Raw genomic sequence first — 25,142 nt, 5'->3', positions numbered from 1 at the left:
ATAGTGCTGTCAAATCTTAAAATCTTTACTCAGCCAAAATTTTATCCTAGCTAGCCTAGCAAAAGAACGCTGGTTGAATACGAGGAAATGAAAATAAATGACGACCACCGCTCTTTTGATGAGCTGTTGGATTACCTGAGGCAGTCGCGGGGCTTTGACTTTTCAGGCTATAAGCGAGCCAGCCTCACCCGTCGCGTGCAAAGGCAAATGCAGTTCCATGCGCTTGAGAATTACAAAGATTATCAGGACTACTTAGAAGTCCATCCAGAGGCATTCTCCCTGCTTTTCAATACAATCTTGATCAACGTCACTGCCTTTTTTCGGGATGCGAGCGCTTGGAACTATCTCCAAACTGAGACCATTCCTCATCTCCTGAACGAAAAGCCAGCCCAATCGCGCATTCGAATTTGGAGTGCGGGATGCGCCTCTGGGGAAGAAGCCTATACGCTAGCGATGATTTTTGCCCATATGCTGGGCATCGAATCATTCCGACAGCGCGTCAAAATCTATGCTACAGACGTGGATGAAGAGGCTCTTTTGCATGCTCGTCAATCGATCTACAGCGCTAGAGAGATTAAGTCTGTCCCACAGGCATTCCAGACGCAATTTTTTGAGCCAGCGGGAGACCAGTACATCTTCCATCCCGAATTACGTCGGTCGGTGATCTTCGGTCGCCACGATCTGCTCCAGGATGCGCCAATTTCTCGCCTTGACCTATTGGTGTGCCGCAATACCCTCATGTACTTTAATGCCGAAACCCAGGCTAAGGTTCTCAAGCGTTTTCACTTTGCCCTCAATTCTGCGGGTGTTTTACTTTTGGGCAAGGCAGAAATGTTGCTGACCCATACCAATTCGTTCATCCCTATCAGTCTGCAACACCGCATTTTTCGTCGGGTGTCCCAGAAAAATCGACGCGACCCCCTTCTCGCGAAGGTTCAGATCTTTGAAGACCCACCCAGCAACGCTCTGGAGAACTACATCTATCTGCGGGAATTGGCCTTTGAGTCGCTTCCTATGGCGCAGATTATTGTCAACTTCGACGGCATTTTGGTGCTAGCAAATGCGGCAGCACGGTCTATGTTTAAGCTTAACCTGATGGATCTGGGTCGTCCCTTGCAGGATTTAGAAATTTCGTACCGTCCCCTAGAGCTACGCTCGCACATTGACCAGGTATACCGAGAGCGTCATCTGGTCATCATCAATGATGTGGTGCGGAATTTTCCAGACCATTGCGCCCAGTCTCTAGATGTGCAGTTTAATCCCTTAGCAGACGAAAATGACGAACTCCTGGGCGTAAGCATCACCTTTGTAGATGTCACCCATTACCACGATCTCCAGGAAGCACTCCAGCATTCTAATCAGGAGCTGGAAACGTCTAATGAAGAGCTTCAGTCCAGCAATGAAGAGTTAGAAACCACCAACGAAGAACTTCAATCCACTAATGAGGAACTGGAAACGACCAATGAAGAACTTCAATCTAGCAATGAAAAACTGGAGACCATGAATGAAGAGCTTCAGTCTACCAATGAAGAATTACAGACTATCAACGCAGAGCTACAGCAACGCACGGATGAACTCAACGAGGCCAATGCTTTTGTCAGTTCTATTTTTGCGAGTCTGAGCCTAGGCGTAATTGCGATCGATCGCCAGTTCAATATTCTCACTTGGAACCCTAGAGTAGAAGATCTTTGGGGGCTACGGGCAGAGGAAGTGAAGGGACAGTCCCTGCTAGGACTGGAAATTGGGTTGCCCGTCGAACAACTGAGAGAACCCGTGCTCAACTGTCTCAAAGGGAATGCAACGCGACAGGAGCTGGTACTCAAGGCCAGAAATCGGAGAGGGCGAGACATTCAATGTCATCTTAGCTTTAGCCCGCTCAATGGCAATGAAGTTCTGCAACGCGGTGTAATTATCTTAATGGAGGAAGTAACATGAATCCAAGAGACCGTAAAAGGCTTGATTTTAATATTCTCGACTTTGAGGAACAGCTTCAATCCGCACAGCAGCGACTGAAAATACTGGAGCAAAGTGCGAAGGACTCCTCCCTCGCGTCTCAAGAACTGCAAGACGAATCCATTACTAAACTTTCAGTGGCGTTAGAAGAACTGCACGTCGCTACTGAGGAAATCCACGCTCAGAATGCGGAATTGGCGATCGCTCGTCAATCTTTAGAGATCGAGAGACTCCGTTACTTAGAGCTGTTTGAATTTGCGCCAGATGGTTACTTGGTGACAACGCCTTTAGGGGTAATTCTGGAGGCGAACTGTGCGGCAGAAAAACTTTTCAATCTGCGCCGCGAACATCTGCTCGGCAAACCGTTAATCGTTTTTGTTAGTGAATTGGATCGCGCCCATTTTCATACTCAATTGAATCAGTTGGCCGTCAGTCAGGTTATAACAGACTGGGAAGTGAGCCTAAGAACGCGAGAAAATAACCTATTCCCCTCATCAATCTCGATTTCTACAATGGAAGACTTAGAGGGAAAATGGGTCGGTCTGCGCTGGCTGATTCGGGATATTAGCGATCGCAAGCAGGCCAAGCAAATGCGCTACGATGCGTTTCATGACAGCCTAACGGGGCTATCTAATCGAGCGTTGCTGCTGAATCGTCTGGAACATCTGCTGGAAGGTTATCAGCGGCATCCAGAGCAATTATTTGCCTTGCTATTTCTAGATTTAGATCGGTTCAAGCCGATCAATGACAGCCTGGGCCACTTCGCCGGAGATCGAGTGCTGATGGAAATGGCCTCTCGCCTCCAAACCTGCGTGAGACGGGAAGATACCTTAGCGCGGTTAGGAGGGGATGAATTTGTCATTCTTTTAGAAGAAATCCATCATTGCAGTGAGGCGGAAGCCTGTGCGGTAAGGATTCAAAGGGCGCTGGCGGCTCCGTTTAGGCTAAAAACCCATGAGGTGATGATTCAGGCCAGCATTGGCATTGTCTTGGGTCACGCCCAGTATCAGCAGCCCGAAGAATTGCTGCGCGACGCGGATTTAGCAATGTACCAAGCGAAGCGGCACGGTGGAGCTTGTTTCCGTATTTTTACCTCGGAAATGCAGACGAGCAAACTAGATGCGTTTCAGCTAGAGCAGGAGCTGTATCAAGCAATCCAGCGGCAAGAGTTTGAAGTTTACTATCAGCCCATCGTTTCTCTTTTAACCCAAGCGCCTAAGGGATTTGAGTCGCTGGTGCGATGGCATCATCCCCAGCGGGGCATTCTATTGCCTTCAGAGTTTCTACCCGTTGCCAAGGAAACAGGTTTAATTACCTTGATTGATGAGTGGATGATGCAAACGGCTTGCCAGCAGATGGCCCAATGGCAGCGTGAGTTTGCTCTAACGCCTCTGTTAACGATGAGTGTTAATGTATCGAGTCGGCTGTTTACTCAGCCAGACTTTGTGTGTAAAGTTCAAGCCATCCTTCAAAAAACGGGTCTAGATCCGAGATGTCTCACATTGGAGATCACTGAAGACGTGATCATGTCCAATATCGAGCACTCAGCGGCAATTTTGAAGCAGCTTCGAGCCTTGCAGGTGCATCTCACCATTGATGATTTTGGTACCGGATATTCCTCCCTCAGCCGTTTACAGGGCTTAGCTTTCCACGGATTAAAAATCGACCGCTGTTTTATAGGGGACTCGGACAGTAGAGAATTGGTGCGCGCCATTGTTTTACTGGCTCATACCATGGGGCTTTACGTGATTGCTGAAGGGGTAGAGACGACGGCTCAAGTGCAGACCTTAGGAGAGTTTGGATGTGAATATGCTCAGGGATATTATTTCGGTCGTCCTGCGGAATGGCCCCTAGCCCAGCTCAAACTTAGGTCTAATGCTCATGAAAGCGATTAATTTTGACCACCAGATTCAAACCGCTCAGCTTCGCCTAACCTTATCGGCAAGAAAAAATAGCTGAATGGTGGAGGAGATGCCGTTGTTCCAAACTTTGCTATGGCACGATGCGATCGCCGCTTTCATCACCCTCGCGCTCGCGCTGTTGTGGCTGCGGGCGATCGATGCGATCGCCCATCGAGGCTGGCTGGAACCCAAACTCAGCCGCAAGATCGTTCACATTGGGACGGGACCGCTGTTCGTGCTGTGTTGGCCGTTGTTTAGCGCTGCCGCCAGCGCCCGTTATTTTGCAGCTTTAGTGCCCCTCAGCATCACCGCGCAGTTTGTTGCCATTGGCGTAGGCTGGCTCCAGGACCCGGCGGCAGTCACGGCTATGACGCGCGCGGGGAACCCCAGAGAAATTTTGCGAGGGCCGCTGTACTACGGTCTGGTTTTTGTCCTTTGCACGATCTGTTTTTGGCGCACCTCGCCCGTCGGTATCGTCGCCCTGATGCTGATGTGCGGTGGAGATGGGCTGGCAGACATCATCGGTCGCCGTTGGGGCACCCGCAAGCTGCCCTTCAGTCCCGATAAAAGCTGGGCGGGTTCTGCTGCTATGTTTGGCGGCAGCTTTGCATTTGCGTGGGGAATGCTGGCATGGTTTGGGCACCTCGGACTGTTGGCCCTTCCCTTGGACGAGACAGCAGGCATTGTGGCGGCGATCGCCCTCGCGGCCACCCTGGTCGAAGCATTACCGTTTCGGGATATCGATAACCTTACGCTGACGGGAACGGCGATCGTTCTTGGTGTATGGTGGCTCTAGAAAACCGCGTTGGGTGGTACGACATTCATGCCAAACTCGGGGCCGACTAGCTCCCCTAGAAGAGTCGCAGTCCTCCAAACCACGCGATCGCGACTCTTCCAGTGCCGATTTGACCGTGGATCCACGGCCTCACCTTCCCGCTAGGGTGGCGGTAGGGTCAGTTGCCCAGATAGATCCCCAACCCGCGCGCGGTTTTGACCAGCGTCCCGTGGATGTCTACCTTGTCATACTGGGCGATCGCCTCTGCGATCGGCACGCTCACCACCTGCCGTTTTTGCCAGGTGACAATTTGGTCGTATTTCCCTTGGGCGATCAGATCGACTGCTGCCACGCCAAAGGCGGATGCGATGAGGCGATCCAACGGCGAAGGAATCCCGCCCCGCTGGACGTGTCCCAGTACCGTCACCCGCGTCTCGGCAATGTTATTCCCGCAGATTTGATTGGCCAGATACTCTCCCACTCCGCCGAGGCGACATTGTCCCGCTGCATCGGTTTGCATCATGGTGATGCCCTCTTCCGCGCGGGCTGCCTCTGCGGTGATAATGAGCGCGGAATTTTTGCCGCGTCGCTGCCAGCCCTTCAGCTTGCTACAGATATGGGACACGGAAAACGGGATTTCTGGAATCAAAATGATGTCCGCACCGCCTGCAATCCCCGCACTAATAGCAATGTGGCCCGCATCCCGACCCATGACCTCCAAAATCATGACGCGGCTGTGGCTGGCGGCTGTAAATTGGAGCCGATCTAAGGCTTCGGTGGCGATGTTAACTGCCGTATCGAACCCAATCGAGCGTTCGGTTACGCCCACGTCGTTGTCGATGGTTTTGGGGATGCCCACCAGATTCCAGTTGCCCTGCTGGGCCAACTGGCGCAGAATCGCCATGCTGCCATCGCCCCCAATACCGATGATGGCGTCTAGGCCCAGCTGGTGGTAGCCCTGAATAATTTCTTCCGAGCGATCCTTCAACGTCCCATCCGCCATCGGAAAGGCAAAGGGGTTGCCCGTATTGGTGGTCCCCAGCATGGTGCCGCCTGCTGTCAGCCAAGAATCGACGGTCTTGATATCCAGAGGCCAAACGCTGGCAGGATTTGCCATCAGCCCCAACGTGGCCTGACGGATACCCAAAACCTCCCATCCATAGGTGCCCGCTGCCCGCCGCACGACCGCCCGAATGACGGGATTGAGGCCAGCACAATCTCCGCCGCTGGTTAAAATCCCAATCCGTTTATGCTCAACCATCGTCTCTACTAATTCTGTGTTCTCAAGATAAGCAGTACCATACGCCCAAATGAGGACGCTGTGTCGAGATTAGCGGATTGAGTCGACTGAATGTTATGAAAAATTTACGATATTGAGTTGCGATAGTTTGCAGCCGTCGGCCTGCGCGTTTTTCTCCTGCCGAGATCTTTACAGAACGGTAGGGGTACCGGCGGTTTGTTTGACAGCCTGAATGGCCCGACGGCGCACTTCTAAAATTTGCCCGATCTCCCGCGCAAAGCTGGGCTGACGCGCGATCATCTGGTTGACCTCATCGGCAGAAATCATCATCACTTCTAGATCGTTGACTGCCGTAATGGAGATGGGGCTGGGTTCTCCAGAAAACAAAACCATCTCGCCAAAAAATTCCCCGGCGCCGAGGAACAATACCGGATGCTCGATGCCCGAGCTGTCGGAGATCGATAAAGCTGCTTGGCCCGACACGATAATGTAAAGCGAGTTGCTGGGGTAGCCCTGTCGAATGACCTTTTCGCCAATGCCAAAGTGCTGGAGGGTGACGCCTTCGGCGTTGCTGTGGAGGCGATCGCCGTGTTCGCGGTCGATGGGGACAAAGGCGGGCAGAGACTGGAGGCTTTCGGCAAATTTCTTGTTAGTGCTGCCTTCGCGGGCGGTAGGGCCGTGGAAATGATAGAGGGTGCGGATGGGGAAGGGGATATTCAGGTTATTGCGTTGGGCTGCGTACCAAACCCGGCTCATGAAGCGACTGCGAATGTCCTCGATGTCCGCATAGTTTTCTACAAAAAACTTCACCTCGTAGTTAATGGAAGAGTCATCGTAGGAAAGGGTAAAAATCTGCGGTTCTGGATCGATGAGAATGCCCTGGGTAGCCAGGGCCGTACTTTTAAGGACGTGGCGCGCTAAATTCGGCGGGTCGCTGTAGGAAAAACCAACCTTGATGCGCTCGGCATGGAGTGGCAAGGGACGGCTGAAGTTACGGATAATTTCGCCGCTGATGACCTTGTGGGGAATGATCACCATCTCGCGGTCGAAGGTTTGCAGCCGCACTGAGCGCCAGTTGATATCGATGACCTGTCCCGTCAATTCTCCGACCCGGAGCCAGTCTCCGACGTTAAAGGGCCGCTCGAACAACAGGGCAATGCCGGAGGTAATGCTGCCCAAGGTATCTTGCAGCGCTAAGCCGATCACGATGGAGCTAACGCCCAGAGCTGTGGCGAGTCCTGCCACATCCGCGTGCCAGACGGTGGCGAGCACGATCGCCGAACCGACCAAAATCAAAAATAGCCGCGCGAGGTCGATGAGCAGTTTGGGCATTTTGGCGCGCCACGTATCGGCCCCGGCCTGCTCGAAAATTACCACGTTGAGCAGCGACAGCGCCGCGTGAATGACGACAATCCACAGTAAGGTTTGAACGCTCTTAACCGCCTGGTGGTCTGGGTGCATTTTCAGCACGTAGAGCATGAACAGCAAAAAGACTAGTACGGGCAGCAGGACATTGCGCACGACGCGTAACGTAGCGGCAATGGGCCGACCGCGCAGCTTCTGCCGATGGATGACTTCCCCCAACAGAACGATCAGAATGGGAAAGCCCAGGATTAGGGCGATCGCCCACACCAAAAGATTTTGAAGGACGGAGGTATCCATATCACGCGCGCCTTTTGGGAGAGGACGAGGGCTGGGCCGATTTTAAGCGCCATGCCTGAATTTTTTCTTTGCCGCTCCCTTCCGCATCGATCCAAGCTTCAAAATCGTAGAGATCCTTGAGACGCTCGTAGACTGCCTCAGATACCAAAATTTCTCCGGCGGGACAAGCCTCTCTCAAACTGCTAGCAATATTGACGGTTTCGCCCCAGACGTCGTAAATCAATCTATGACGGCCTATAATTCCGGCAATCACGTCTCCAGAGTCGATCCCCACCTGAATGTCGAGCTGAAAGCCTCGCTCTTGGTTGAGCCGTCGCAGGATGGACTGTAGCTCTAGGCCAAACCCGATCGCCCGTTTGTCGTGATCTAGGTAGGGAACCGACAATCCGCAAATGGCCATGTAGCTGTCTCCAATGGTTTTGATTTTTTCCATACCATAGCGGTCGGCGGCGTCGTCAAAGGCGGCAAAGACCTCGTTTAAGAGATGGATCATTTCGGGGGCGGTCGAGGCCGCAGCGAGTTTTGAGAAGCCAGTGAGATCGGTAAACATCACTGCGACGTTCGAGATCTCTTCTGCAATATCTTTTTCGCCTTGCTTGAGGCGCTTGGCGATCGCCGTCGGAAAAAAGCTCAGCAAGAGCTGTTCGTTTTCGCGGGTTTTCTCGGCGACCAACGCGGTTTGGACGTGCAGGCTATCCAGCATTCCGTTGAAAGACTGTGCCAGTTCGCCAAACTCGTCCTGAGGGTTGAGGGGGGCGATCGCATCCATCTCTCCGTCCTGCACCTTTCGAGCGCTGTCGATCAGGTGTTGGATGGGCTTGACGAACAAATAAGCCATGATCATGGCCGCGATCGTCAGCACCAACATCAGCAGCGTCGCCGAAATGAGGACCTGTCGCGTGAAGGAGTAGATGGGTTCGTAGGCTTCTGAGAGGTCGATCTCTGACAAAATGACCCAGTCTAGACCCTCGAGCTTGAGGGGCGCGTAAGAGCTGAGTACTGCCACGCCGCGATAGTCCTTCAGGATTCGGGTGCCTTGTCTCCCCAGCAAGGCTTCGGCGGTTCCCGTGGTTTGCTCCTTCTGCTGCAGGATCGAGGTCTTGTACTGACCGATCCGCCGAATGACATCCTCCTGCTCGCCTGCGGTTTGCAGACCTTTGAGGTATGCCTTGGGGTCTTGCTCTAAAAAGCGCGAAACCGATCGCATCAGGTAGTCTCGCCCTACCAGGTAGGTTTCGCCTGTTTTGCCCAGCCCGTCTTCCTCCCACTTCCGGTTGCCCGTCATCACGTTATTGATCTCATCGACTGGAAGCTGAAAGGCCAGTACCCCGATAAGTTTGGATCGATCGAAGATGGGGGCCGCAATAAAGGCCGCAGGCGCGCCGTAGGATGGGCCGTAGCCTTCAAAATCGATAATTTTCGAGTAATCTTTTTCTTTGGCCTGCTGCACCTGAGCCGCTAGACGGGCCAAGTTGCTGGTTTTATAGGCCCCCGTGCCAAAGTTGGTCGTGAAGTCTGTCTCTTTAAAAACCGTATAAACGACTGTTCCCTGAGGATCGATGAGGAACATATCGTAGTAGCCAAATTTCTGGATGATTTTGCGAAAAATAGAGTGGTAACGTCTGTGTACGCGACTGTAGGTGCTGCCGTCTGGGGCAGCATCCAAGAGGTGCTTTTTGCCAACGGGGTTCGCGTTATTGGCAATGTATTGGTACTGCAAGTATCGGGATGCGGCGGCGGTGGGTAAGTAGGACTCTAGGACTGGCGAGCCGTCTTCTGCCTTGGCAAGGCGCTTCAGAAACTCTTGTCGATAATAGCTCGCGAGCTTTCGATCGAATGCGGCGGGGACTTTGGCCGATTCCAGCTCGCGATGGGCCGCTGCGAATTCCTGCATGGCAGCTATCACTGCCGGATTTTCGCTGAGGGTTTCGGTATGGTGGTGAATGTTCTTAAAGTAAGACTCGATCTGATAGGCCTTGGACGCTCGCAGGCTCGTGAGCTGGCTGAATACTCGGCTGGTCAGGTTGGCCTGACCGCTTTGATAGCCCAAATAGGCCGTCACTAAAATTGAAACGCCGCTGACCCCCAACAGCATGGCGATGAGTTTGGATTTTATGCTCAGTTGGTTGAGCGATCGCATAGGGCTACGGTTTCACTCTAAAGCAGGTGCGCGTCCGCCTGCCGCAAGCGGATCCCCGCTGCGACAGTTAACCCTCGCAGCTTACAAAGCTGCATCGAAAAATACTGTATTCCTTAACGCAGACTAGCCGCAGAAAATATCCGCCCTCGTCTGAAGTTGGCTTGTCCTAAACGAGATCGAACCGAGCTAACTTCAGACCGGATCTGTTCGTAAAAGCAGATCCATGGGCGGATAAAGCTGCAAATAAGGGTTGCAGCAGAGCGACCGTTCGACGGGCGAGCTTTGACACCTCAGCACCGTTGAGAGAGACTCGGCCTCTCCTTAGTAGGGCGGCGGATTCTTCAACAACCGATCGACGGGCAATGTCGTCATCGTAAAATTCTGCCAGTCTTTTTTGACAAACTTGAAGCGGCCTCCGCCGACCCCGCCATTGGTACTCCAATCGGGAGACCAACCTGATGTCATATCGCGCCAGTAGTCGGCACCGTCATTGGCGAGATAGCGAGCCGAAGCGCGATCGTCCACGCCATTAGGGTCGTTGAGAACGAGCCGAGATTGGAATCTAGTATAAATTCCGTCAATGTCGCTGGGATTGGCGATCGATGCCCGATCCGTCCAGAAATGGTAGTTATAGCCGTAACCCGCCGTAACGCTAATTCCCCCACCATTCTTAGATTCGTCTTTTACATCTGCCGCTTTAGCAGCATTATTCTTGAAATCTTCTACAAACGCTGCACCCATAACAGTGTCTGCTTGCTGAATCTGGATCCACTTGCCTGTCGCTTTACTGAGATACCACGAGTCTAAGTTTGTAATCTGCACGCGGGTGTTGCTGTTGGCTGGGGGATTCCAACCCTTCTCGACGTAAATTTGTCCCCACGCCGTAAACGCATTCCAACCGCTAGGAATATTATTTCCATAGCCTCCCGTCGGCCCTTTGGCCCAATCCCAGTTAGAAGGGACGCCAGAAGGGAAGCCTTCATGGGGAAGCGTCGAATCGTCAAAGGCTGGAGCGATCGTCGGAGGCGGCGTTGGCGCGACTATCGGATCCGGTGTTGGGGTCCCGATCGGGTTTGAATCTGGGTTTGCAGCCGCTGCATACAAATAAGCTTGCGGGATGACCTGTTGGGTAATGTTGGGAGCCGACCATAAGAGCTGCATGACTGCCTCGCCACCTCGTTCGTAGTACTCCACCTTAATATCGTACTTTTGTCCGGCTTGGAGGGAGATGGTGCCGCTGTCTTGTCTGGGTGCGTGGTCATTCCACGCATTGATGAGCTGCTGCCCGTTCACCCACACCCTTACGCCGTCGTCCGAAGTGGTGGTAAAGGTGTACGTGCTTGTTTGAGGCGCCAGAATTTGGCCCGTCCACTGGGCTGAGAAGTTGTCCGCGTTTACCTTTGAGTCCGGCGTGCCAGTATTCCAGTTGAAGTTTACATTGGTATCGGTTCTGGTCAATGCAAGGGTTTTTGGGTCGAGATTGGTGTTGTTGAAATACTTGCCCGTCAGTCCGTTTCCTGCCGAAGCGATCGAGGCTGGAGTGGAAGCGATCGCCGGAGTTCCAGCCGATGAATACAGATATGCCTGGGGGATAATCTGTTGGGCAATATTGGGTGCCGACCAATAGAGCTGTGCGACGGCTTCGCCTTTGCGTTCGTAGTAGTTCACCTTGATATCGTACTTTTGTCCGGCTTGGAGGCTGATGGTCCCGCTGTCTTGTCGCACTGCATGGTCATTCCACGCGTCGATCAACCGCTGCCCGTTCACCCAAACGGCAATGCCGTCATCGGACTTGGTCGTGAAGGTATACGTACCTGTTGTGGGTGCCAAAATTTGGCCCGTCCACTCGGCTGAGAAGTGGTCTGAGTTCACCTTTGAGCCTGGCGCACCAGTTTTCCAATTGAAATCGATCGTCGGATCGATGCGATTCAGTGCGATCGCGTTTTGATTGAGCGACTGCAGTCCGTAGCCATAACTAGGGCTATCGAGAGGCTGTGCCTTCAGTCCGTAGGAATCAGCCGTCCCATTAAAATACTGTGCCTTTAATCCATCTCCGTTGCCGACAATAAGATCCATCTGAACCCCCCGAATAACTGGATAGTTAATACTTTCAAACTTCAAACTGCACAGATTTGCTACTCCTCTACGAGGAAGGCGCGCCTCAGCAATTCCACTTAAATTAGGGTGCCCCAAAAATAAACAAGAGTGCCTTTCCACCTTATTTTTCAAAACCGATGGATCCTGCTGCCAAAATCGATGCTACTGCTGGCAGGGACGCAGCCATCAATCTCTCTGCAGTGGGCTTGGATTGCGATCGCATCCATGACTACAATCAAAATGGTTAGCGTCGAGGCGCGCCCTTCGTTCGAGCAGTGCTGGTATATCCTTTCTTACTCATGACAACCACAGACGATAAAACCATTGTTCGCTCGTACTTTAATTCCGTGGGCTTCGACCGTTGGCAGCGCATTTATGGCGATGGCGAAGTCAATAAAGTTCAGCTTGATATCCGCAAGGGTCACCAGCAAACGGTAGATACCGTCCTTGGCTGGCTGAAGGCAGACGGCAATGCTCGAGGGCTGACTATTTGCGATGCGGGTTGCGGAGTCGGTAGCTTAAGCATTCCCCTTGCCCAACTGGGCGCCCAGGTCTATGCCAGCGATATCTCTGCCAAAATGGTGGAAGAAGCCAAAACCCTTGCCGTGACTCAAGGTAGCGATGCAGCCAACCCTATCTTTACGGTCCAGGATCTCGAAAGCCTATCGGGTCAATACCACACTGTCATTTGTCTTGATGTCTTGATTCACTATCCGCAAGACAAAGCTGCTCAGATGATCGAGCATTTGAGTTCTCTGGCAACGGAGCGGCTGATCCTGAGCTTTGCCCCCAAAACACCGATCTATACCCTGCTCAAAAAAATTGGAGACTTTTTCCCAGGCCCCAGCAAGGCTACCCGCGCCTATCTTCATCGCGAGAGGGACATTGTAGAGACGTTTAAGGGGCTGGGTTGGACGGTCGAGCGGACCGCCCTCACCACGACACAATTTTACTTTTCACGGCTGCTTGAGGTAAAACGAGGATCTTAAACATTTTGGGAAAGATCGAAAACTAGGGCCATTTCCCTTTAACGCAGCCCTTGGCAGGTGAAGGATGTCCAGTACATGGGATGGTCAAAGGGAAGGGATTTTTTTCACAAGTATTCTAGGTCGATCGGAGTTTCTGTTCGCCGATCGCTGAGGTCGCCTGAGCCAGTCTGCAAGACCGTCTCGGGTGCCCGTTTATCTGCTACAGGGATTACTCCAAATGACTTTAATGAAATAACAGCGCAACTCCAGCAAATTTATGTGAGCAAGTCGCTTTAATTACATTTCTTTACAAGAATGAAGGTCAGCCTTTGGGGAGTGCCCTTCTACACATAGAACACAGATCGAGATTTCAAAGGTGCATCTTCTAGGACGCTAAAACACCTTCTGTACGTCAGTCTGAGTAAAGTCACTTCCCTTAAATAACAAGGGTTCCTTCATCGTTATGGCTAAAGCGTAAGAAAAGCAATCGCCCATGTTTAAGCGAGCTGGATGACGGCCTTTCCCATATTTCAAATAGGCCGCTCTCGCAACAGTCGATTGTTCAAGCGAAAACGGAATAACCTCTATCCCTAGCGTCTCAACCAGCAAATCCAGCTTGGGTAGGTTTTCTCCGCCATACCGAACGGCAAAAACAATGATGTTTCCGTATGGGTCGACGCCGACATCAAACGCACGCTATCGGTCGCAATTGCCTGTAAAAATATATCCTTTTCCTCTTCAGCAAAAAGAATGGCAATCAAAGCTGAGGTATCAATAACCATTACTCAGGCAAACCAATTTCGTTGTAGCCAAGAACTTCATCAGGTGAACGGGTATCCAGAATGGGCAGCGCTGATATTTCGTCACAAATTCTCTGAATTGCCTTTAGATCGATAGTTCTGGCAATCGGTTTTGCGATCTCAGGCGAGAGGACGCGATAGTCAATCTGAATTTCTATCTCTTGACCTGCTAGATCGAGCCCCATCGGAATCTCAAGATGAAGACAACCATCAGCGTTAACATAAGTTTGGGTCGTAATCGTATGCATTGCGATCGCCCTTCAGTATTAGCTTTCCTATCCTTACCATAACGGGAAACCCTGTTGATGGAGCGTAGCAAATTCTGTAAGGTCTAAAACAAGGTCGATGGACTTAAACCCCGCCGTCTGCGGTCTCCTAGGGCAATGGGTCAGCCGCAGCGTTGAGCTGATACATCAGCGATCGCAGCATGGGCTCTAGAGAAGAAACTTGAGATGCCGGCAGGTCCAGCGCCTGCAAGACGCATTCAAACCGGGCGATCGCGTCCGTCAAGCTGAGGGAAAAAAAGCTCTCCTGGGAAAATCCGGGCAATAAATCGATAGCTCCCTGCTGTTTGACCCAACGTCTTTCTGACGAAAAAATATCGGCTCTATTCCCGCAGGTCAGGATGATTTTAAGGCTGGGATGCTGACCTCGGCACCAACGGCAAAATTCGTAGGGGTTTGGCTTTAATGCCTCCAAATCCGCCACGATTAAGTCGGGTTTGCGCTCTAAGCGCTCCAATAGGGTTTCAATGGCTTCGCTATGGGTTCGATCGGTATAGCTGTCCTCATGAATGGATACGCCGCAGGTTTTAAGCAAGGTGCGCCAAATTTCATCCTGATTGGCGCGAACCTGCACCAGTAAAACTGTTTTCTGGGCCGCAGGCAGTCGAGCAACTGGGAGTTCCCCAGAATACTGAAATTCAAGCTCGAGCGGACCCATTTTGAGGCGATCGCCGTGGTGCAGCAGCACTGGACAGCTAATGGGTCGTTGATTGACAAAGGAGCCATTGATGCTCTGTAAATCGCAAAAATAGATTTCGCGATTTGCGGTTGCGATGAGCAACGCGTGCTGGCTCGAAATCTGGTCGTCGGTACATACGATTTTGCAGTTGGGACTGCTGCCGACGGTCCAAAATTTTTGGCCGACCAAAGAATAGTAATAGCCCGCTGGCAGCGAAGATGAGAATCGAGTCATCCAGTTCATCGGACTCCAAAACCCACGCTCGATCGTCCCTGTCGTGGCATAGGGAGAGTCTGAGGGCAAGAAGAGTTGCGGGACAGAGGAACTTGTCACAGATCCGTGCAGAATGGTGCTCAGGGGGTTGGCCGTGCAGCATCTCGGCGGATGACGCCGAATTAACGGCGAAAGATGGGGGAGGCCCAAACTATCTGCGCCGTCCCGTTTCTACCATCCGATCGGCAGCGATGCCATTCGCGAGTTGGAGGGCGGCCCTGCTGCGCAGGTCAACTCCACGATACATCGGGAGTGCATCGGTCAGCTGCGATTCAACTTGCTCGAAGAAACGATCTGGATCTCGTCCCGTTCCGCGCAGCTGCGCGACCCAGGAGGTCCGATCGCCCTCCGTATAGCGACCTAGGCGATCGCGGGCGGCAGGGCGCAATGGCTCGATGGTATCCATCACCTGAGACGCCACCCCATCCCAATTGGCGCGCAGGGCTTCGTCTTCCGGTCCGTTGCTCAACAGTCGCCCGCGCTGGTCGGGATATTGGAGGTAGTAAGCTTCATTAGCCAATCGGTAAAAGAAACCAGACGATACGCCCGAGCGCTCTAGCCGATTGATGAGCTCTGCTTTCCGCTGTCGCTCGGAAGCGGAAAAAGCTCGCGCTTGCTGGACTGAGGGCGCAGACACGGCTGCCGAGGGCGCGGAAGCAGACGGTTGCTGAGACTGAAACCACCAGCGCACTGCTGCCCAGCCCAGTCCCCCAGCGCCCAACAGCAACGCCCCCACTAAGGCCCCTCGCGCTAGCGCAGCAGTCTTTTGCCAAATCCAAGCCGAGAGACCCCGCGCCGCGCCCGCGAGAGGAGAAGCCGCTCTGCGCGGAAGGGCAGCAGACGTCGCCACAGCCGTGCCTAAAGGGGCCACGACCACTGTCTTGAAGGAGCCCGTCGTTTGCTGCGCGCTCTGGGGTTCAGAGGCGGTGGGCCAGTGCTGTTGCGGGGGTGCAACCCAGTCGGTTTGCTTGTGGCTGAGGGCTTTGATGTCTGCCAACACCTGTTCGGCAGTGGTGTAGCGCTCCGCAACGCGATGGGCCACCATTTTATCGAGAATGGCAGCTAACCCCGGACTCACGGGGACTCGATCTCGCCAGTCAAAGGTCAAATGAAAGGCATCGTAGAAGTCGGCGGGGTCTTGACCCACCAAGAGGACCAAGGCCGTCACTCCCAGCGCGTAGAGGTCGCTGGCCGCTGAAACCTGCCCGCGCCGCATCTGTTCTTCTGGAGAATAGCCCGGTTTGCCAATAAGCGTGACGTTGCTAGTTTCCCGGTCTTCTCCGGCAGGACCGCGCGCCTTAGCCGTACTGGCCGCAACCTCCTTAACCCCGCCAAAGTCAATCAGCACGGGCAGGCGATCGCTATTGCGGCAGATGAGGTTATCTGGGGAAAGATCGCGATGAACCACGCCGCGCCCGTGGATGTAGCTCAATACCGGCAATAGTTGGCTCAGCAGCGTTACGATTTCGGATTCGACAAAGGTGCGGCCCTGACGTTGGCGATCGCGCAAAATATCTTGATAGGTCGGCCCTTCGGCGTAATCCTGCACCAAAAACATCGACTGCCGCGTGGATTCGGTAAACCACTCTCGAAACTTCGGAATCTGGGGGTGCTCCAGCTTGTAGAGCACCTCAGCCTCGCGGGCAAAAAGTTCTTTGGCCTTCTCTAGATCCTGGTTCTCAGCCGCAGGAGCCAGCTCTTTGAGCACGCAATACTCGTTAAAACGATTGATATCCTCCGCCAAGTACGTTCGTCCAAAACCGCCGTGGCCGATATCGCGCACGATTCGATAGCGATCGCCCATCACCTTCTCGATCGGATCGTCCTCTCCCTTTAAGGGCACGCCGCACTGATTGCAATAGCGACTGCTGAGGGGATTAGAGTGGCCTTGATGACACAAACGCAACCCTGACATGGGATTTAATACTGAAGAAATGGGCCGACGAGACAATCGCCATCTTAGCGAAATGTACGGTCCTTTGGCGGTTTAAGTTCGCGCCAAATCGTCAAAGGACTCATCCTATCTCCTCTGGAGTCCAGAGGGAATAGGGATAGATTGCTAAATTGGAGTTGTAGTACCGAGCCTGCTCCGAGACCTCTGCCCCCACCCAATCGGGCAGATCGATCTTTCGATCGCTGGCATCCAGCTCTACCTCAGCTAAAACCAACCCCCGATTGAACCCCTGAAATTCATCCACCTCCCATATCAGATCCCCCACCGGAATGCAGTATCGAATTTTTTCGACGATCCGAGGATGGCACCACAGATCCAACATCTCCTGGGCATCAGCGAGCGGGATTTCGTACTCGAACTCGGGTCGTGCAAAGTTTTCCGCCCTACCCTTGAGCGTGAGGAAGCCTCTAGCGCCGGCAACCCTAACCCTTACCGTCGCATCGGCTGACTTGACGATATATCCTTGGCGGTAGAGTTTGCCATCCGCTTGGGAACGCCAAACATTGCTTTTTACCAAAAATTTACGCTCTATTTCAGTTCCCATGCTGGCTCGGACGGGGTTTACGGCTTAACGCCCTGCAATAAAGACCGGATGGCAGTCATCATTTCATCGGGATTGAATGGCTTAATAATGTAAGCATCTCCCCCTTGCTTCATCGCCCAGTGACGGTCAAAGGCCTCACTTTTTGTAGAGCACATGATGACGGGTACTGCACCCCCTGGAATCTCGTTTTTGACCCAGCGGCATAGCTCGTAGCCGTTCATGTTGGGCATCACAACGTCTGTGATTACCAAGTCTGGCCGCTTGTCTTTCATGAGCTGCTTTGCAACAAGCCCATCCTCGGCCTCGACCACTGTCATTCCATGCTGGTTCAATAAGTTGACCAACATCGCCCGAATTGTAGGGCTATCGTCCACAACCATCACTGTCGTCATTTGCACAACCTCTTTGAGGTATCTCCCTCCATGGAAAGTATGCCCAAAACCACGGCGCCACTGTAACTACTGTCACTATAACGGGGTTTATGGATGGCTGAGTAAAACTGAATCATGCCTAAAAAATTCATCTTTTACATCCATGAAAATACGGATCTTCAAGAAACGCCTGCTCCATTGCTAAATGGCAACGGTCAAGACACAAAACGCACGAACTTCTTTTTGCCAACCTGAAGCACTTTTCCATTGAGGCTCTCAGAAGACGCTACCGTCCAATCCACCTCGGAAACTTTAAGACCATCTAACTTTACGGCTCCTCCTTGAATTTGACGGCGGGCGTCGCTGCTCGTGGGGCAAAGCCCGCAAGCGCCGAGCAGGTAAAATAGCTTGACTGGGAACTGAACCCGAGTCAACGAGAACTCGGGGACTAGCTCGGTATCGCTGGCTTTCCCCTCTTTTATCATGGCAACGACCGACTTCTGGGTCTGTTGGGCCACTTCTTTGCCGTAAAACTGGCCTACAATCTCTAGGGCCAAAAGCTTCTGGCGATCGCGCGCGGCTGTCGGCAATTCGTCGAGGGGTAAGTCGGTTAACAGCTCAAAGTATTGCTCGATAATCGAGTCAGGGACTTTCTCCAGTTTAGAGTATAGGCTTACGGGATTCTCCGCTAAGCCCACATAATTATTTAAAGACTTAGACATTTTTTGCACGCCATCCGTCCCTAGCAAAATGGGCATCAGCAGCCCAAACTGCGGTTTTTGACCGAAAATCCGTTGGAGATCGCGGCCCACGGCAATATTGAATTTTTGGTCCGTTCCCCCAATTTCCACGTCGGCTCGGACGGCCACGGAGTCATAACCTTGCATGATCGGATATAAAAATTCATGGAGAAAGATGGGATTTCCCTTGTTGTAGCGCTCTGAGAAACCTTCCTTGGCCAGCATTTGGCCCACGGTCATGGTCGTCAGCAACTGCAAGGTGGCGGATAGATCGAGCTGAGCCAACCATTCGGAATTATGCCGAATCTCTAGCCGTCCTGGCGTCTCGAAGTCTAGAATGGGGCGAATTTGCTCGATATAGGTTTTAACATTAGCGGCTACATCCGCCTCGCTGAGCTGCTGGCGTACCTCCGACTTTCCGGTAGGATCGCCAATGCGGGCTGTAAAGTCGCCAAAAATTAAAACGGCAGTATGGCCTTCATCTTGAAAAGCTCGCAGCTTGCGAATCGGAATGCTGTGGCCGAGGTGAACCTCCGATCCCGTCGGGTCAATGCCAAACTTAATTCTGAGGGGACCGATCGCTTGCTGAAGCTTGGCCGCAATATTTTCGGCTGGATCTCGAGAGTCGGGAAGGTTGGGAAAAATGTCGCTGACGCCGCGCTGTAGCAGTGGCGACCAAGAATAAGTCATGGAAGAAATCCGTTGAGCCAGAGGTGAACGTTACCGGGTCGGACAAAAGACCGTAGAAAAAACTTGATTTCAGATCAACGCAATACTAAAGTTTATCAGTTCCCCATTCTAATTTGCGGCGCGAGTCGAGCCAGAATTAAAGCGAATGCTGTTCGGCAATTTAGAATTGTGATTAAGCGATCAAGAAGATAGTCCTACAGTTAAAGGTAGGTCTGGAATGTTTTGAAGACATGGTTTAATCGTTCTGCGGGGATCTTAGCTTTGCCCAAGTCTTATCAGCCGTTCTGCATACAGGAATTACAGTAGCAGTGTCCACTAAAGCAATTCACCAAAGGGCTGTCACCGCTTCCAATGCTAAAGATGGCTTCTTGCCCTCTACCCTAAAGATTGCGGGATCCACCATTCTGGTTACCTCAATGTTGGGACTCACTGCCTTGGCGGGTGGGCTGGTGGGACTCGCCATGAGCTACAGAAATCTGCCGGACGTGCGATCGCTCAAAGGCTACGTCCCCAGCGAAACCACTTACATTTACGACATCAATGGGAAGGTGATGGCCAGTTTGCACGGGGAAGAAAATCGAGAGGTCGTCCCGCTCGATAAAATTTCGCCCCAGCTCAAGTTGGCCGTTCTTGCAATTGAAGACAGTAACTTTTACCAGCACTCCGGGGTGAACCCCGTGGGCATCCTCCGGGCCACCCTCGTCAATCTCAGGGAGGGGCGCACCGTAGAAGGAGCGTCTACCTTGACCCAGCAGCTGGTCAAAAACCTGTTTCTGACGCCCCGCGAGCAAATTAGCCGCAAAGTGACTGAGGCTGTTTTAGCGATGCGGGTCGAGAAGCTTTTCAAAAAAGACGAAATTCTAGAGATGTACCTCAACCAAATTTATTGGGGACACAACACCTACGGGGCCGAAACTGCCGCGCTGAGCTACTTTAATAAACCTGCGGCGGATCTGAACCTGGCCGAGGCGGCCATGATGGCGGGCATTATCAAAGCGCCGGAAAAGTACAGCCCATTTTTTGACTTCAACGCCGCCAAGCGCCAGCAGGCGATCGTTCTAGACCGTATGGTGACGCTCAACTGGATTTCGAAAGAGGAGGCAGAGACGACAAAGGCACAACCCATTAAATTCGGCCACGTCACTTCTTTTCAGCAAAGCCTATCGCCTTTTGTGACCAACACGGTGATCAAAGAATTGACCGATAAGTTTGGCAAAGAATCGGTTCAGAGGGGCGGAATGCGGGTTCAGTCGACGGTGGACTGGAAACTGCAGCAGCTTGCAGAGGATACAATTCGCTACGGCAGCGGAATGCTGGCGGGCCAAGCCGACCAACTCGCGCTGGTGGCAGTCGATCCTCGGACGCATTTTATTAAGGCCATTGTGGGTGGGGTGGATAGCCGCAAAACCTCCTTTAACCGCGTCACCCAAGCCCAGCGCCAGCCCGGATCCTCCTTTAAGCCTTTCGTGTACTATGCGGCCTTTGCCTCGGGCAGATATACGCCGGATTCCGTTATCAGCGACAGCCCTGTTAGCTACGATGACGGTACGGGCGAGCGCTATTTCCCGCAAAATTACGATCGCACGTTTAAGGGTGGAATGACCGTCCGTCAAGCTTTGGCGCAATCGCGCAATATTCCGGCTGTCGTGCTCGGTCAGAAGGTCGGCCTCGAAAAAGTGATCGATATTTGCCGAGTTTTGGGGATTAGAAGCCCCATTGCCCCAGTTATTTCCCTGCCATTGGGTTCTGTCGACCTGACCCCTTTGGAGATGGCCTCTGCCTACGCGACGTTTGCCAGCAACGGATGGCAATCGGACCCGACCGCCGTGCTTCAGGTGACAGATGGGTCGGGGCGGCTGATGTTGGACAACACGCCCCAACGCAAGCTCGTGTTGGACCCTTGGGCAACAGCCGCATTGGTTGACGCGATGCAGGCCGTGGTTAACAGCGGGACCGGAAAGGCGGCTTATTTTGGCAGACCCGCTGCCGGCAAAACCGGAACCACTTCTTCAGAGCGAGATATTTGGTTTGCGGGATTCGTGCCGCAGCTCTCAGTCGCAGTGTGGGCTGGGAATGACGATTACACTCCTTTGGGACATGGCGTGACGGGAGGCGGCATTATGGCACCCATCTGGCGCGATTTCACGAGCCGCGCTATGCAGGGGCAACCCGTATTGGATTTCACCCCTGCATCTAAGTTCCAGCGCCCCAATGCGTCCTAGGGCGCAGTCCGGTATCGGCTATAGCTGGAGGTCGGTGACCGCACCCACGCTACTAGAGGAGACCAGTTTGGCATATTTAGCCAGTACGCCTTTGACATAGCGCGGGGCGCGGGGCTGCCAATCAGCTCGCCGTCGATCGAGTTCCTCGTCTGAGATCTGCAGCTCTAGCTTGCGGGCGGGAGCGTCGATAGTGATGGTATCGCCTTCTCGGACCAGGGCGATCGCCCCGCCCACTGCGGCCTCTGGAGCCACATGGCCCACCACCATGCCGTAGGTGCCGCCGGAAAAGCGCCCGTCCGTAATGAGTCCGACGGAGTCGCCTAGCCCCGCGCCAATGATGGCAGAAGTGGGCGCTAGCATTTCCCGCATTCCAGGCCCGCCCTTCGGTCCTTCGTAGCGGATGACGATCACGTCCCCGGCCTGAATTTTCTTGTCCAGAATCGCCGCTAAGCATTCCTCCTCGGATTCGAAGACGCGGGCGGGTCCCGTAATAATCGGCTTTTTGACACCCGTAATTTTAGCCACTGCCCCTTCGGCAGCCAGGTTTCCCTTCAGTATTGCGAGGTGGCCCTGGGCGTACATCGGATTGTGCCAGGGTCGGATGACATCTTGATCGGCCCTCGGTTCTTCGGGAACATCGGCCAATAGCTCCGCCACGGTCTGGCCCGTAATGGTGAGGGCGTCGCCGTGGAGGAGTCCGTGGGTCAACAGCATTTTCATAACTTGGGGGATACCGCCTGCTTTGTGCAGGTCGGTGGCGACGTAGCGACCGGAGGGCTTGAGATCGCACAAAACTGGGATCCTGCCGCGAATGGTTTCAAAGTCGTCAATGGTCAGCGTTACGCCGATGGTGTGGGCGATCGCCAGCAGATGGAGCACCGAGTTGGTGGAGCCGCCCACCGCCATAATGACGGCGATCGCGTTTTCAAAGGCTTTGCGGGTGAGAATTTGGCTCGGCAAGATCTGCTTGCGGATGGCCTCCACCAGGACAAATGCAGATTTTTCGGCACTGTCGGCCTTCTCCGGGTCCTCCGCTGCCATGGTGGACGAGTACATCAAGCTCATGCCCATCGCTTCAAAGGCCGAAGACATTGTATTGGCCGTAAACATGCCGCCGCAGGACCCCGCCCCTGGGCAGGCGTTCTGTTCAATTGCGGTCAATTCCGCCTCATCGATTCGACCCGCGCTGTACTGGCCCACCGCCTCGAAGGAACTCACGACGGTCAGGTCCTTGCCATTGTAATGTCCTGGCTTGATGGTGCCGCCGTAGACAAAAATGGCCGGAATGTTGAGGCGGGCCATGGCAATCATGGCACCGGGCATATTCTTATCGCAGCCGCCGATCGCCAAGACGCCGTCCATGCTCTGGCCGCCGCAGACCGTCTCGATGGAGTCGGCAATCACCTCGCGGGACACGAGGGAGTATTTCATGCCCTCGGTGCCCATAGAAATGCCGTCGCTGATGGTGATGGTGCCAAATTTTTGGGGCATGGCGCCAGCGGTTTTGAGTCCGGCTTCGGCCCGAGCGGCCAGGCCATCAATGCCCATGTTGCAGGGAGTGATAGTACTAAAGCCATTGGCGAGTCCCACGATGGGCTTGGTAAAATCGGCATCCCCAAAGCCGACCGCGCGCAGCATCGCGCGATTGGGCGAGCGCTGAATTCCTTGGGTAATGGCTTGGCTGCGAAGATTGTCCGGCATGGGGATATAGTTCCTAAGCGTCTTCTTTTTTATTTTTGCAGAATCTTGCATGGACAGCGCTAATGGCAAACCGCGCCATCGGAACTGAGGGACGCGAGTCCCCGTCAGTACAGTTTAAATACGATCGCTTGTCGCCAGTCTTTGACCCAAGAGACCGGGCGATCGCGGTATCTTTAAAGTAGTCTGAATCGGGAATTCTATTTGTAGTAACAAAAGGTCAATCGAACGAATCTATGGCGAAATCATCTCAGGAAGAGTCTTGGTGGCTAGAGGCGGCCAAGACCGTTGGGTTAAGTCTACTGCTGGCATTTGGCATTCGTACCTATGTTGCTGAGGCTCGCTGGATTCCCTCAGGTTCGATGGAGCCAACGCTGCAAATTAACGATCGCCTCATTGTTGAAAAGATCAGCTATTATTTTCGCGACCCGGAGCGGGGCGATGTGGTGGTGTTTAATCCCACTCAGGCCCTCAAGTCGCAAGGATTTCACGATGCGTTTATTAAGCGGGTGATCGGCATCCCCGGCGATCGCGTCGAAATTAAAGACGGTAGCGTTTACGTCAACGGTCGCCGCCTGTCGGAGTCCTACGTAGCCAACGGGGATTCCACCTTGATCGAAGCCTGTGGCAACGTACCGGGAAACAGCGATCGGGAACCGCCGCTGCCCTTTTTGGCGAAGCCCGTCATCATCCCCAAAGAGAGCGTGTTGGTTTTGGGCGACAATCGCAGCAATAGCTACGACGGGCGCTGCTGGGGACTCGTCAAGAAAGAAGAGGTCGTGGGTCGCGCCTCATTTCGATTCTGGCCGATCGGTCGAACCGGAACGCTGCCAGACTTCCACCCGACTTTTACGAATTAAAGATTCAAGATCTGCTGGCACCCGCCAAAATCTGCGACGCTGGGAACGGGAAATCTCCAGCGGTTCGGGAAGCGCTAGCTGGATGGGCTTCGAGATTCGACCTGGGACGATCGCCGCTCTAGCTTCAGTGTCAGCACTTGGGTTGGAACCTCTGGATGAGTGCTGTTATTGCCAACGAGCAGCAGGCTGCGGCTTCCATCGGGGAGGCGCGGGCCGAGGGTCAGACCTTCTAAATTTTGAAGCGGGATGTCGAGTTCTGCTAAATCGAGCAGTGGCTTTTTGAGGATGGGCACAATGCCCTTCAGATCGGGCGGTAGCGTCCGAATTCCCGATGTATCGGTGGCAACGCCTGTGGCCAGTTGATACAGGACGGTACGGTCGCCTGCGGTTTTGCTATGGCTGCGCTCTAAACTTAAAAAGTGGCCGGCACCGTCAATGGAAACGAGGTCGATTAAACCCTCAGAGGGACCCGTAGGGGCTGAATCCAGGGGATAGAGGTGTTCGGAAATGAGGATGGGTTCGGGTTCCCCAATCCAGTAATGCAAAAATCGACTGTAGGGTTGGGATGCGTCCTGCTGGAGAGGAGCTGCAGTGGCGGCAAACAGGCGATCGCCCTCTTCGTTAATGGCTAAAGACTTCAACCCTCGACCGGAAGCGAGACCCAAGCCCGAGGTTCCATCGGGCTGCAGCGGCCAGTATTGTTTCGGCAGCGGTAGATCTTGCTGCCAGGTTCCATCGGTAATCTGAAACTCGCTCAGACGCGGCGGAATGTTGAGGCTAGGATTTCCCTCGCTGGCAACAAACGCCGTGCCGCGTCGCGTCAGTACCAAACCTTCTTTGGTTGAAGGGGCGGTGCTGGGGGGCGAGTCAGCCTCGGTCGGATCTTTGAGATCTGCGATCGCTTCGATCGCGAGGTCGGTCGGGCTCGACGGAGCATTGATTGGCCTGAAGTTCAGGGTATACAAACGAGGGTTCGTTGCATCGTTGGCTAAGGTATAAATTCGATTTTTCTGAGCGCTGTAGGCGATGGCAGAAAAACCGCCCGCCGTCGTGCCGTTGAAGTTGGGTTGAGCAAGGGGATGGTCTGCGATTAAGGATGCGGATAGGTTGAGAAACAAACGCGACTCAGCGCTAACTTGTGGAAGACTGCAGCCCGTCAGCAGCAGTACCAAACTTAGAGACAAGGACAGACACGCTCTACTCCAGTCCCGCAGGAAACCCTGGCTTGCGGAAACAGTCTTAAAACCCAAAGCCATTCAAATTGCCCCTTATGATGAGTGAGTGGGATACT

Annotated in this window: 20 protein-coding genes; 6 read left to right on the top strand and 14 right to left on the bottom strand. The window is 53.4% G+C overall.

Features of this window, described 5'->3' with window-relative positions; all coding sequences use genetic code 11:
• Positions 1-87: 87 nt before the first annotated feature.
• The 3 genes from R6H26_RS23840 to R6H26_RS23830 all read left to right on the top strand — a co-directional run bounded on the left by R6H26_RS23840 (position 88) and on the right by R6H26_RS23830 (position 4,650).
• Positions 88-1,935: a CheR family methyltransferase gene (locus tag R6H26_RS23840; RefSeq protein ID WP_404786118.1), complete on the top strand. Its 1,848-nt coding sequence runs from the start codon at positions 88-90 to the stop codon at positions 1,933-1,935.
• Positions 1,932-3,848 (top strand): putative bifunctional diguanylate cyclase/phosphodiesterase, encoded by a 1,917-nt coding sequence (locus R6H26_RS23835; RefSeq protein WP_404786117.1) that lies wholly within the window; start codon positions 1,932-1,934, stop codon positions 3,846-3,848. The genes R6H26_RS23840 and R6H26_RS23835 overlap by 4 nt, the downstream gene beginning before the upstream one ends.
• Positions 3,849-3,930: 82 nt before the next feature.
• The gene (locus R6H26_RS23830) at positions 3,931-4,650 is read left to right on the top strand and encodes a diacylglycerol/polyprenol kinase family protein (RefSeq protein WP_404786116.1); all 720 of its coding nucleotides are present in this window, start codon (positions 3,931-3,933) and stop codon (positions 4,648-4,650) included.
• A gap of 157 nt (positions 4,651-4,807) precedes the next feature.
• Here the strand turns inward: R6H26_RS23830 and R6H26_RS23825 are convergent, their stop codons facing one another.
• The 4 genes from R6H26_RS23825 to R6H26_RS23810 form a co-directional block, all read right to left on the bottom strand.
• Positions 4,808-5,890, bottom strand: a complete 1,083-nt coding sequence (locus tag R6H26_RS23825) for an ATP-dependent 6-phosphofructokinase (protein WP_404786115.1) — start codon at positions 5,888-5,890, stop codon at positions 4,808-4,810.
• Positions 5,891-6,058: 168 nt separating this feature from the next.
• Positions 6,059-7,531, bottom strand: coding sequence for a mechanosensitive ion channel domain-containing protein (locus R6H26_RS23820; RefSeq protein ID WP_404786113.1), 1,473 nt, complete (start codon positions 7,529-7,531; stop codon positions 6,059-6,061).
• A gap of 1 nt (position 7,532) precedes the next feature.
• Positions 7,533-9,671 (bottom strand): adenylate/guanylate cyclase domain-containing protein, encoded by a 2,139-nt coding sequence (locus tag R6H26_RS23815; RefSeq protein ID WP_404786112.1) that lies wholly within the window; start codon positions 9,669-9,671, stop codon positions 7,533-7,535.
• A 321-nt stretch (positions 9,672-9,992) separates the two neighbouring features.
• Complete coding sequence (locus R6H26_RS23810) at positions 9,993-11,747, bottom strand: PA14 domain-containing protein (protein ID WP_404786110.1); 1,755 nt, start codon at positions 11,745-11,747, stop codon at positions 9,993-9,995.
• Between the two features lie 320 nt (positions 11,748-12,067).
• On the opposite strand from R6H26_RS23810, the gene bchM reads away from it, so the two are divergent.
• The gene (gene bchM, locus R6H26_RS23805; protein ID WP_404786108.1) at positions 12,068-12,757 is read left to right on the top strand and encodes a magnesium protoporphyrin IX methyltransferase; all 690 of its coding nucleotides are present in this window, start codon (positions 12,068-12,070) and stop codon (positions 12,755-12,757) included.
• Between the two features lie 372 nt (positions 12,758-13,129).
• Here the strand turns inward: bchM and R6H26_RS23800 are convergent, their stop codons facing one another.
• From R6H26_RS23800 to tyrS, 8 genes are all read right to left on the bottom strand, one after another.
• Complete coding sequence (locus R6H26_RS23800; RefSeq protein ID WP_404786106.1) at positions 13,130-13,345, bottom strand: type II toxin-antitoxin system VapC family toxin; 216 nt, start codon at positions 13,343-13,345, stop codon at positions 13,130-13,132.
• Positions 13,327-13,518 (bottom strand): type II toxin-antitoxin system VapC family toxin, encoded by a 192-nt coding sequence (locus R6H26_RS23795; RefSeq protein WP_404786105.1) that lies wholly within the window; start codon positions 13,516-13,518, stop codon positions 13,327-13,329. The genes R6H26_RS23800 and R6H26_RS23795 overlap by 19 nt, the downstream gene beginning before the upstream one ends.
• On the bottom strand, positions 13,518-13,784 hold the full coding sequence (locus R6H26_RS23790; protein WP_404786103.1) for a hypothetical protein: 267 nt from the start codon (positions 13,782-13,784) through the stop codon (positions 13,518-13,520). The genes R6H26_RS23795 and R6H26_RS23790 overlap by 1 nt, the downstream gene beginning before the upstream one ends.
• Positions 13,785-13,911: 127 nt before the next feature.
• Positions 13,912-14,832 (bottom strand): FHA domain-containing protein, encoded by a 921-nt coding sequence (locus R6H26_RS23785; protein WP_404786102.1) that lies wholly within the window; start codon positions 14,830-14,832, stop codon positions 13,912-13,914.
• A gap of 91 nt (positions 14,833-14,923) precedes the next feature.
• Positions 14,924-16,687 carry a protein kinase gene (locus R6H26_RS23780; protein WP_404786101.1) on the bottom strand — a complete coding sequence of 588 codons (1,764 nt, stop codon included), beginning with the start codon at positions 16,685-16,687 and terminating at the stop codon, positions 14,924-14,926.
• Positions 16,688-16,787: 100 nt separating this feature from the next.
• Positions 16,788-17,270, bottom strand: coding sequence for a CYTH domain-containing protein (locus tag R6H26_RS23775; RefSeq protein ID WP_404786100.1), 483 nt, complete (start codon positions 17,268-17,270; stop codon positions 16,788-16,790).
• 17 nt (positions 17,271-17,287) lie between these two features.
• Positions 17,288-17,662, bottom strand: a complete 375-nt coding sequence (locus R6H26_RS23770) for a response regulator transcription factor (RefSeq protein WP_404786098.1) — start codon at positions 17,660-17,662, stop codon at positions 17,288-17,290.
• A gap of 194 nt (positions 17,663-17,856) precedes the next feature.
• Entirely contained in the window at positions 17,857-19,071 is a 1,215-nt protein-coding gene (gene tyrS / locus R6H26_RS23765) for a tyrosine--tRNA ligase (protein WP_404786096.1), read from the bottom strand.
• A 308-nt stretch (positions 19,072-19,379) separates the two neighbouring features.
• Here tyrS and R6H26_RS23760 point away from each other — a divergent pair, with 308 nt between their 5' ends.
• On the top strand, positions 19,380-21,293 hold the full coding sequence (locus R6H26_RS23760; protein WP_404786094.1) for a transglycosylase domain-containing protein: 1,914 nt from the start codon (positions 19,380-19,382) through the stop codon (positions 21,291-21,293).
• Between the two features lie 18 nt (positions 21,294-21,311).
• Here R6H26_RS23760 and ilvD read toward each other — a convergent pair whose 3' ends face one another.
• The gene (gene ilvD / locus R6H26_RS23755; protein ID WP_404786092.1) at positions 21,312-22,994 is read right to left on the bottom strand and encodes a dihydroxy-acid dehydratase; all 1,683 of its coding nucleotides are present in this window, start codon (positions 22,992-22,994) and stop codon (positions 21,312-21,314) included.
• 233 nt (positions 22,995-23,227) lie between these two features.
• Here ilvD and lepB point away from each other — a divergent pair, with 233 nt between their 5' ends.
• Positions 23,228-23,851 carry a signal peptidase I gene (gene lepB, locus R6H26_RS23750; RefSeq protein ID WP_404786090.1) on the top strand — a complete coding sequence of 208 codons (624 nt, stop codon included), beginning with the start codon at positions 23,228-23,230 and terminating at the stop codon, positions 23,849-23,851.
• A gap of 74 nt (positions 23,852-23,925) precedes the next feature.
• Here lepB and R6H26_RS23745 read toward each other — a convergent pair whose 3' ends face one another.
• Positions 23,926-25,035 carry an esterase-like activity of phytase family protein gene (locus R6H26_RS23745; RefSeq protein WP_404786089.1) on the bottom strand — a complete coding sequence of 370 codons (1,110 nt, stop codon included), beginning with the start codon at positions 25,033-25,035 and terminating at the stop codon, positions 23,926-23,928.
• Positions 25,036-25,142 lie beyond the last annotated feature (107 nt).

This window comes from Altericista sp. CCNU0014 (genome assembly GCF_044923475.1).
Classification (GTDB): Bacteria; Cyanobacteriota; Cyanobacteriia; order Thermosynechococcales; family Thermosynechococcaceae; genus JAAURS01.
The sequence above is the reverse complement of the archived record's forward strand: the minus strand, read 5'-3'. Positions and strand labels throughout refer to the sequence as shown.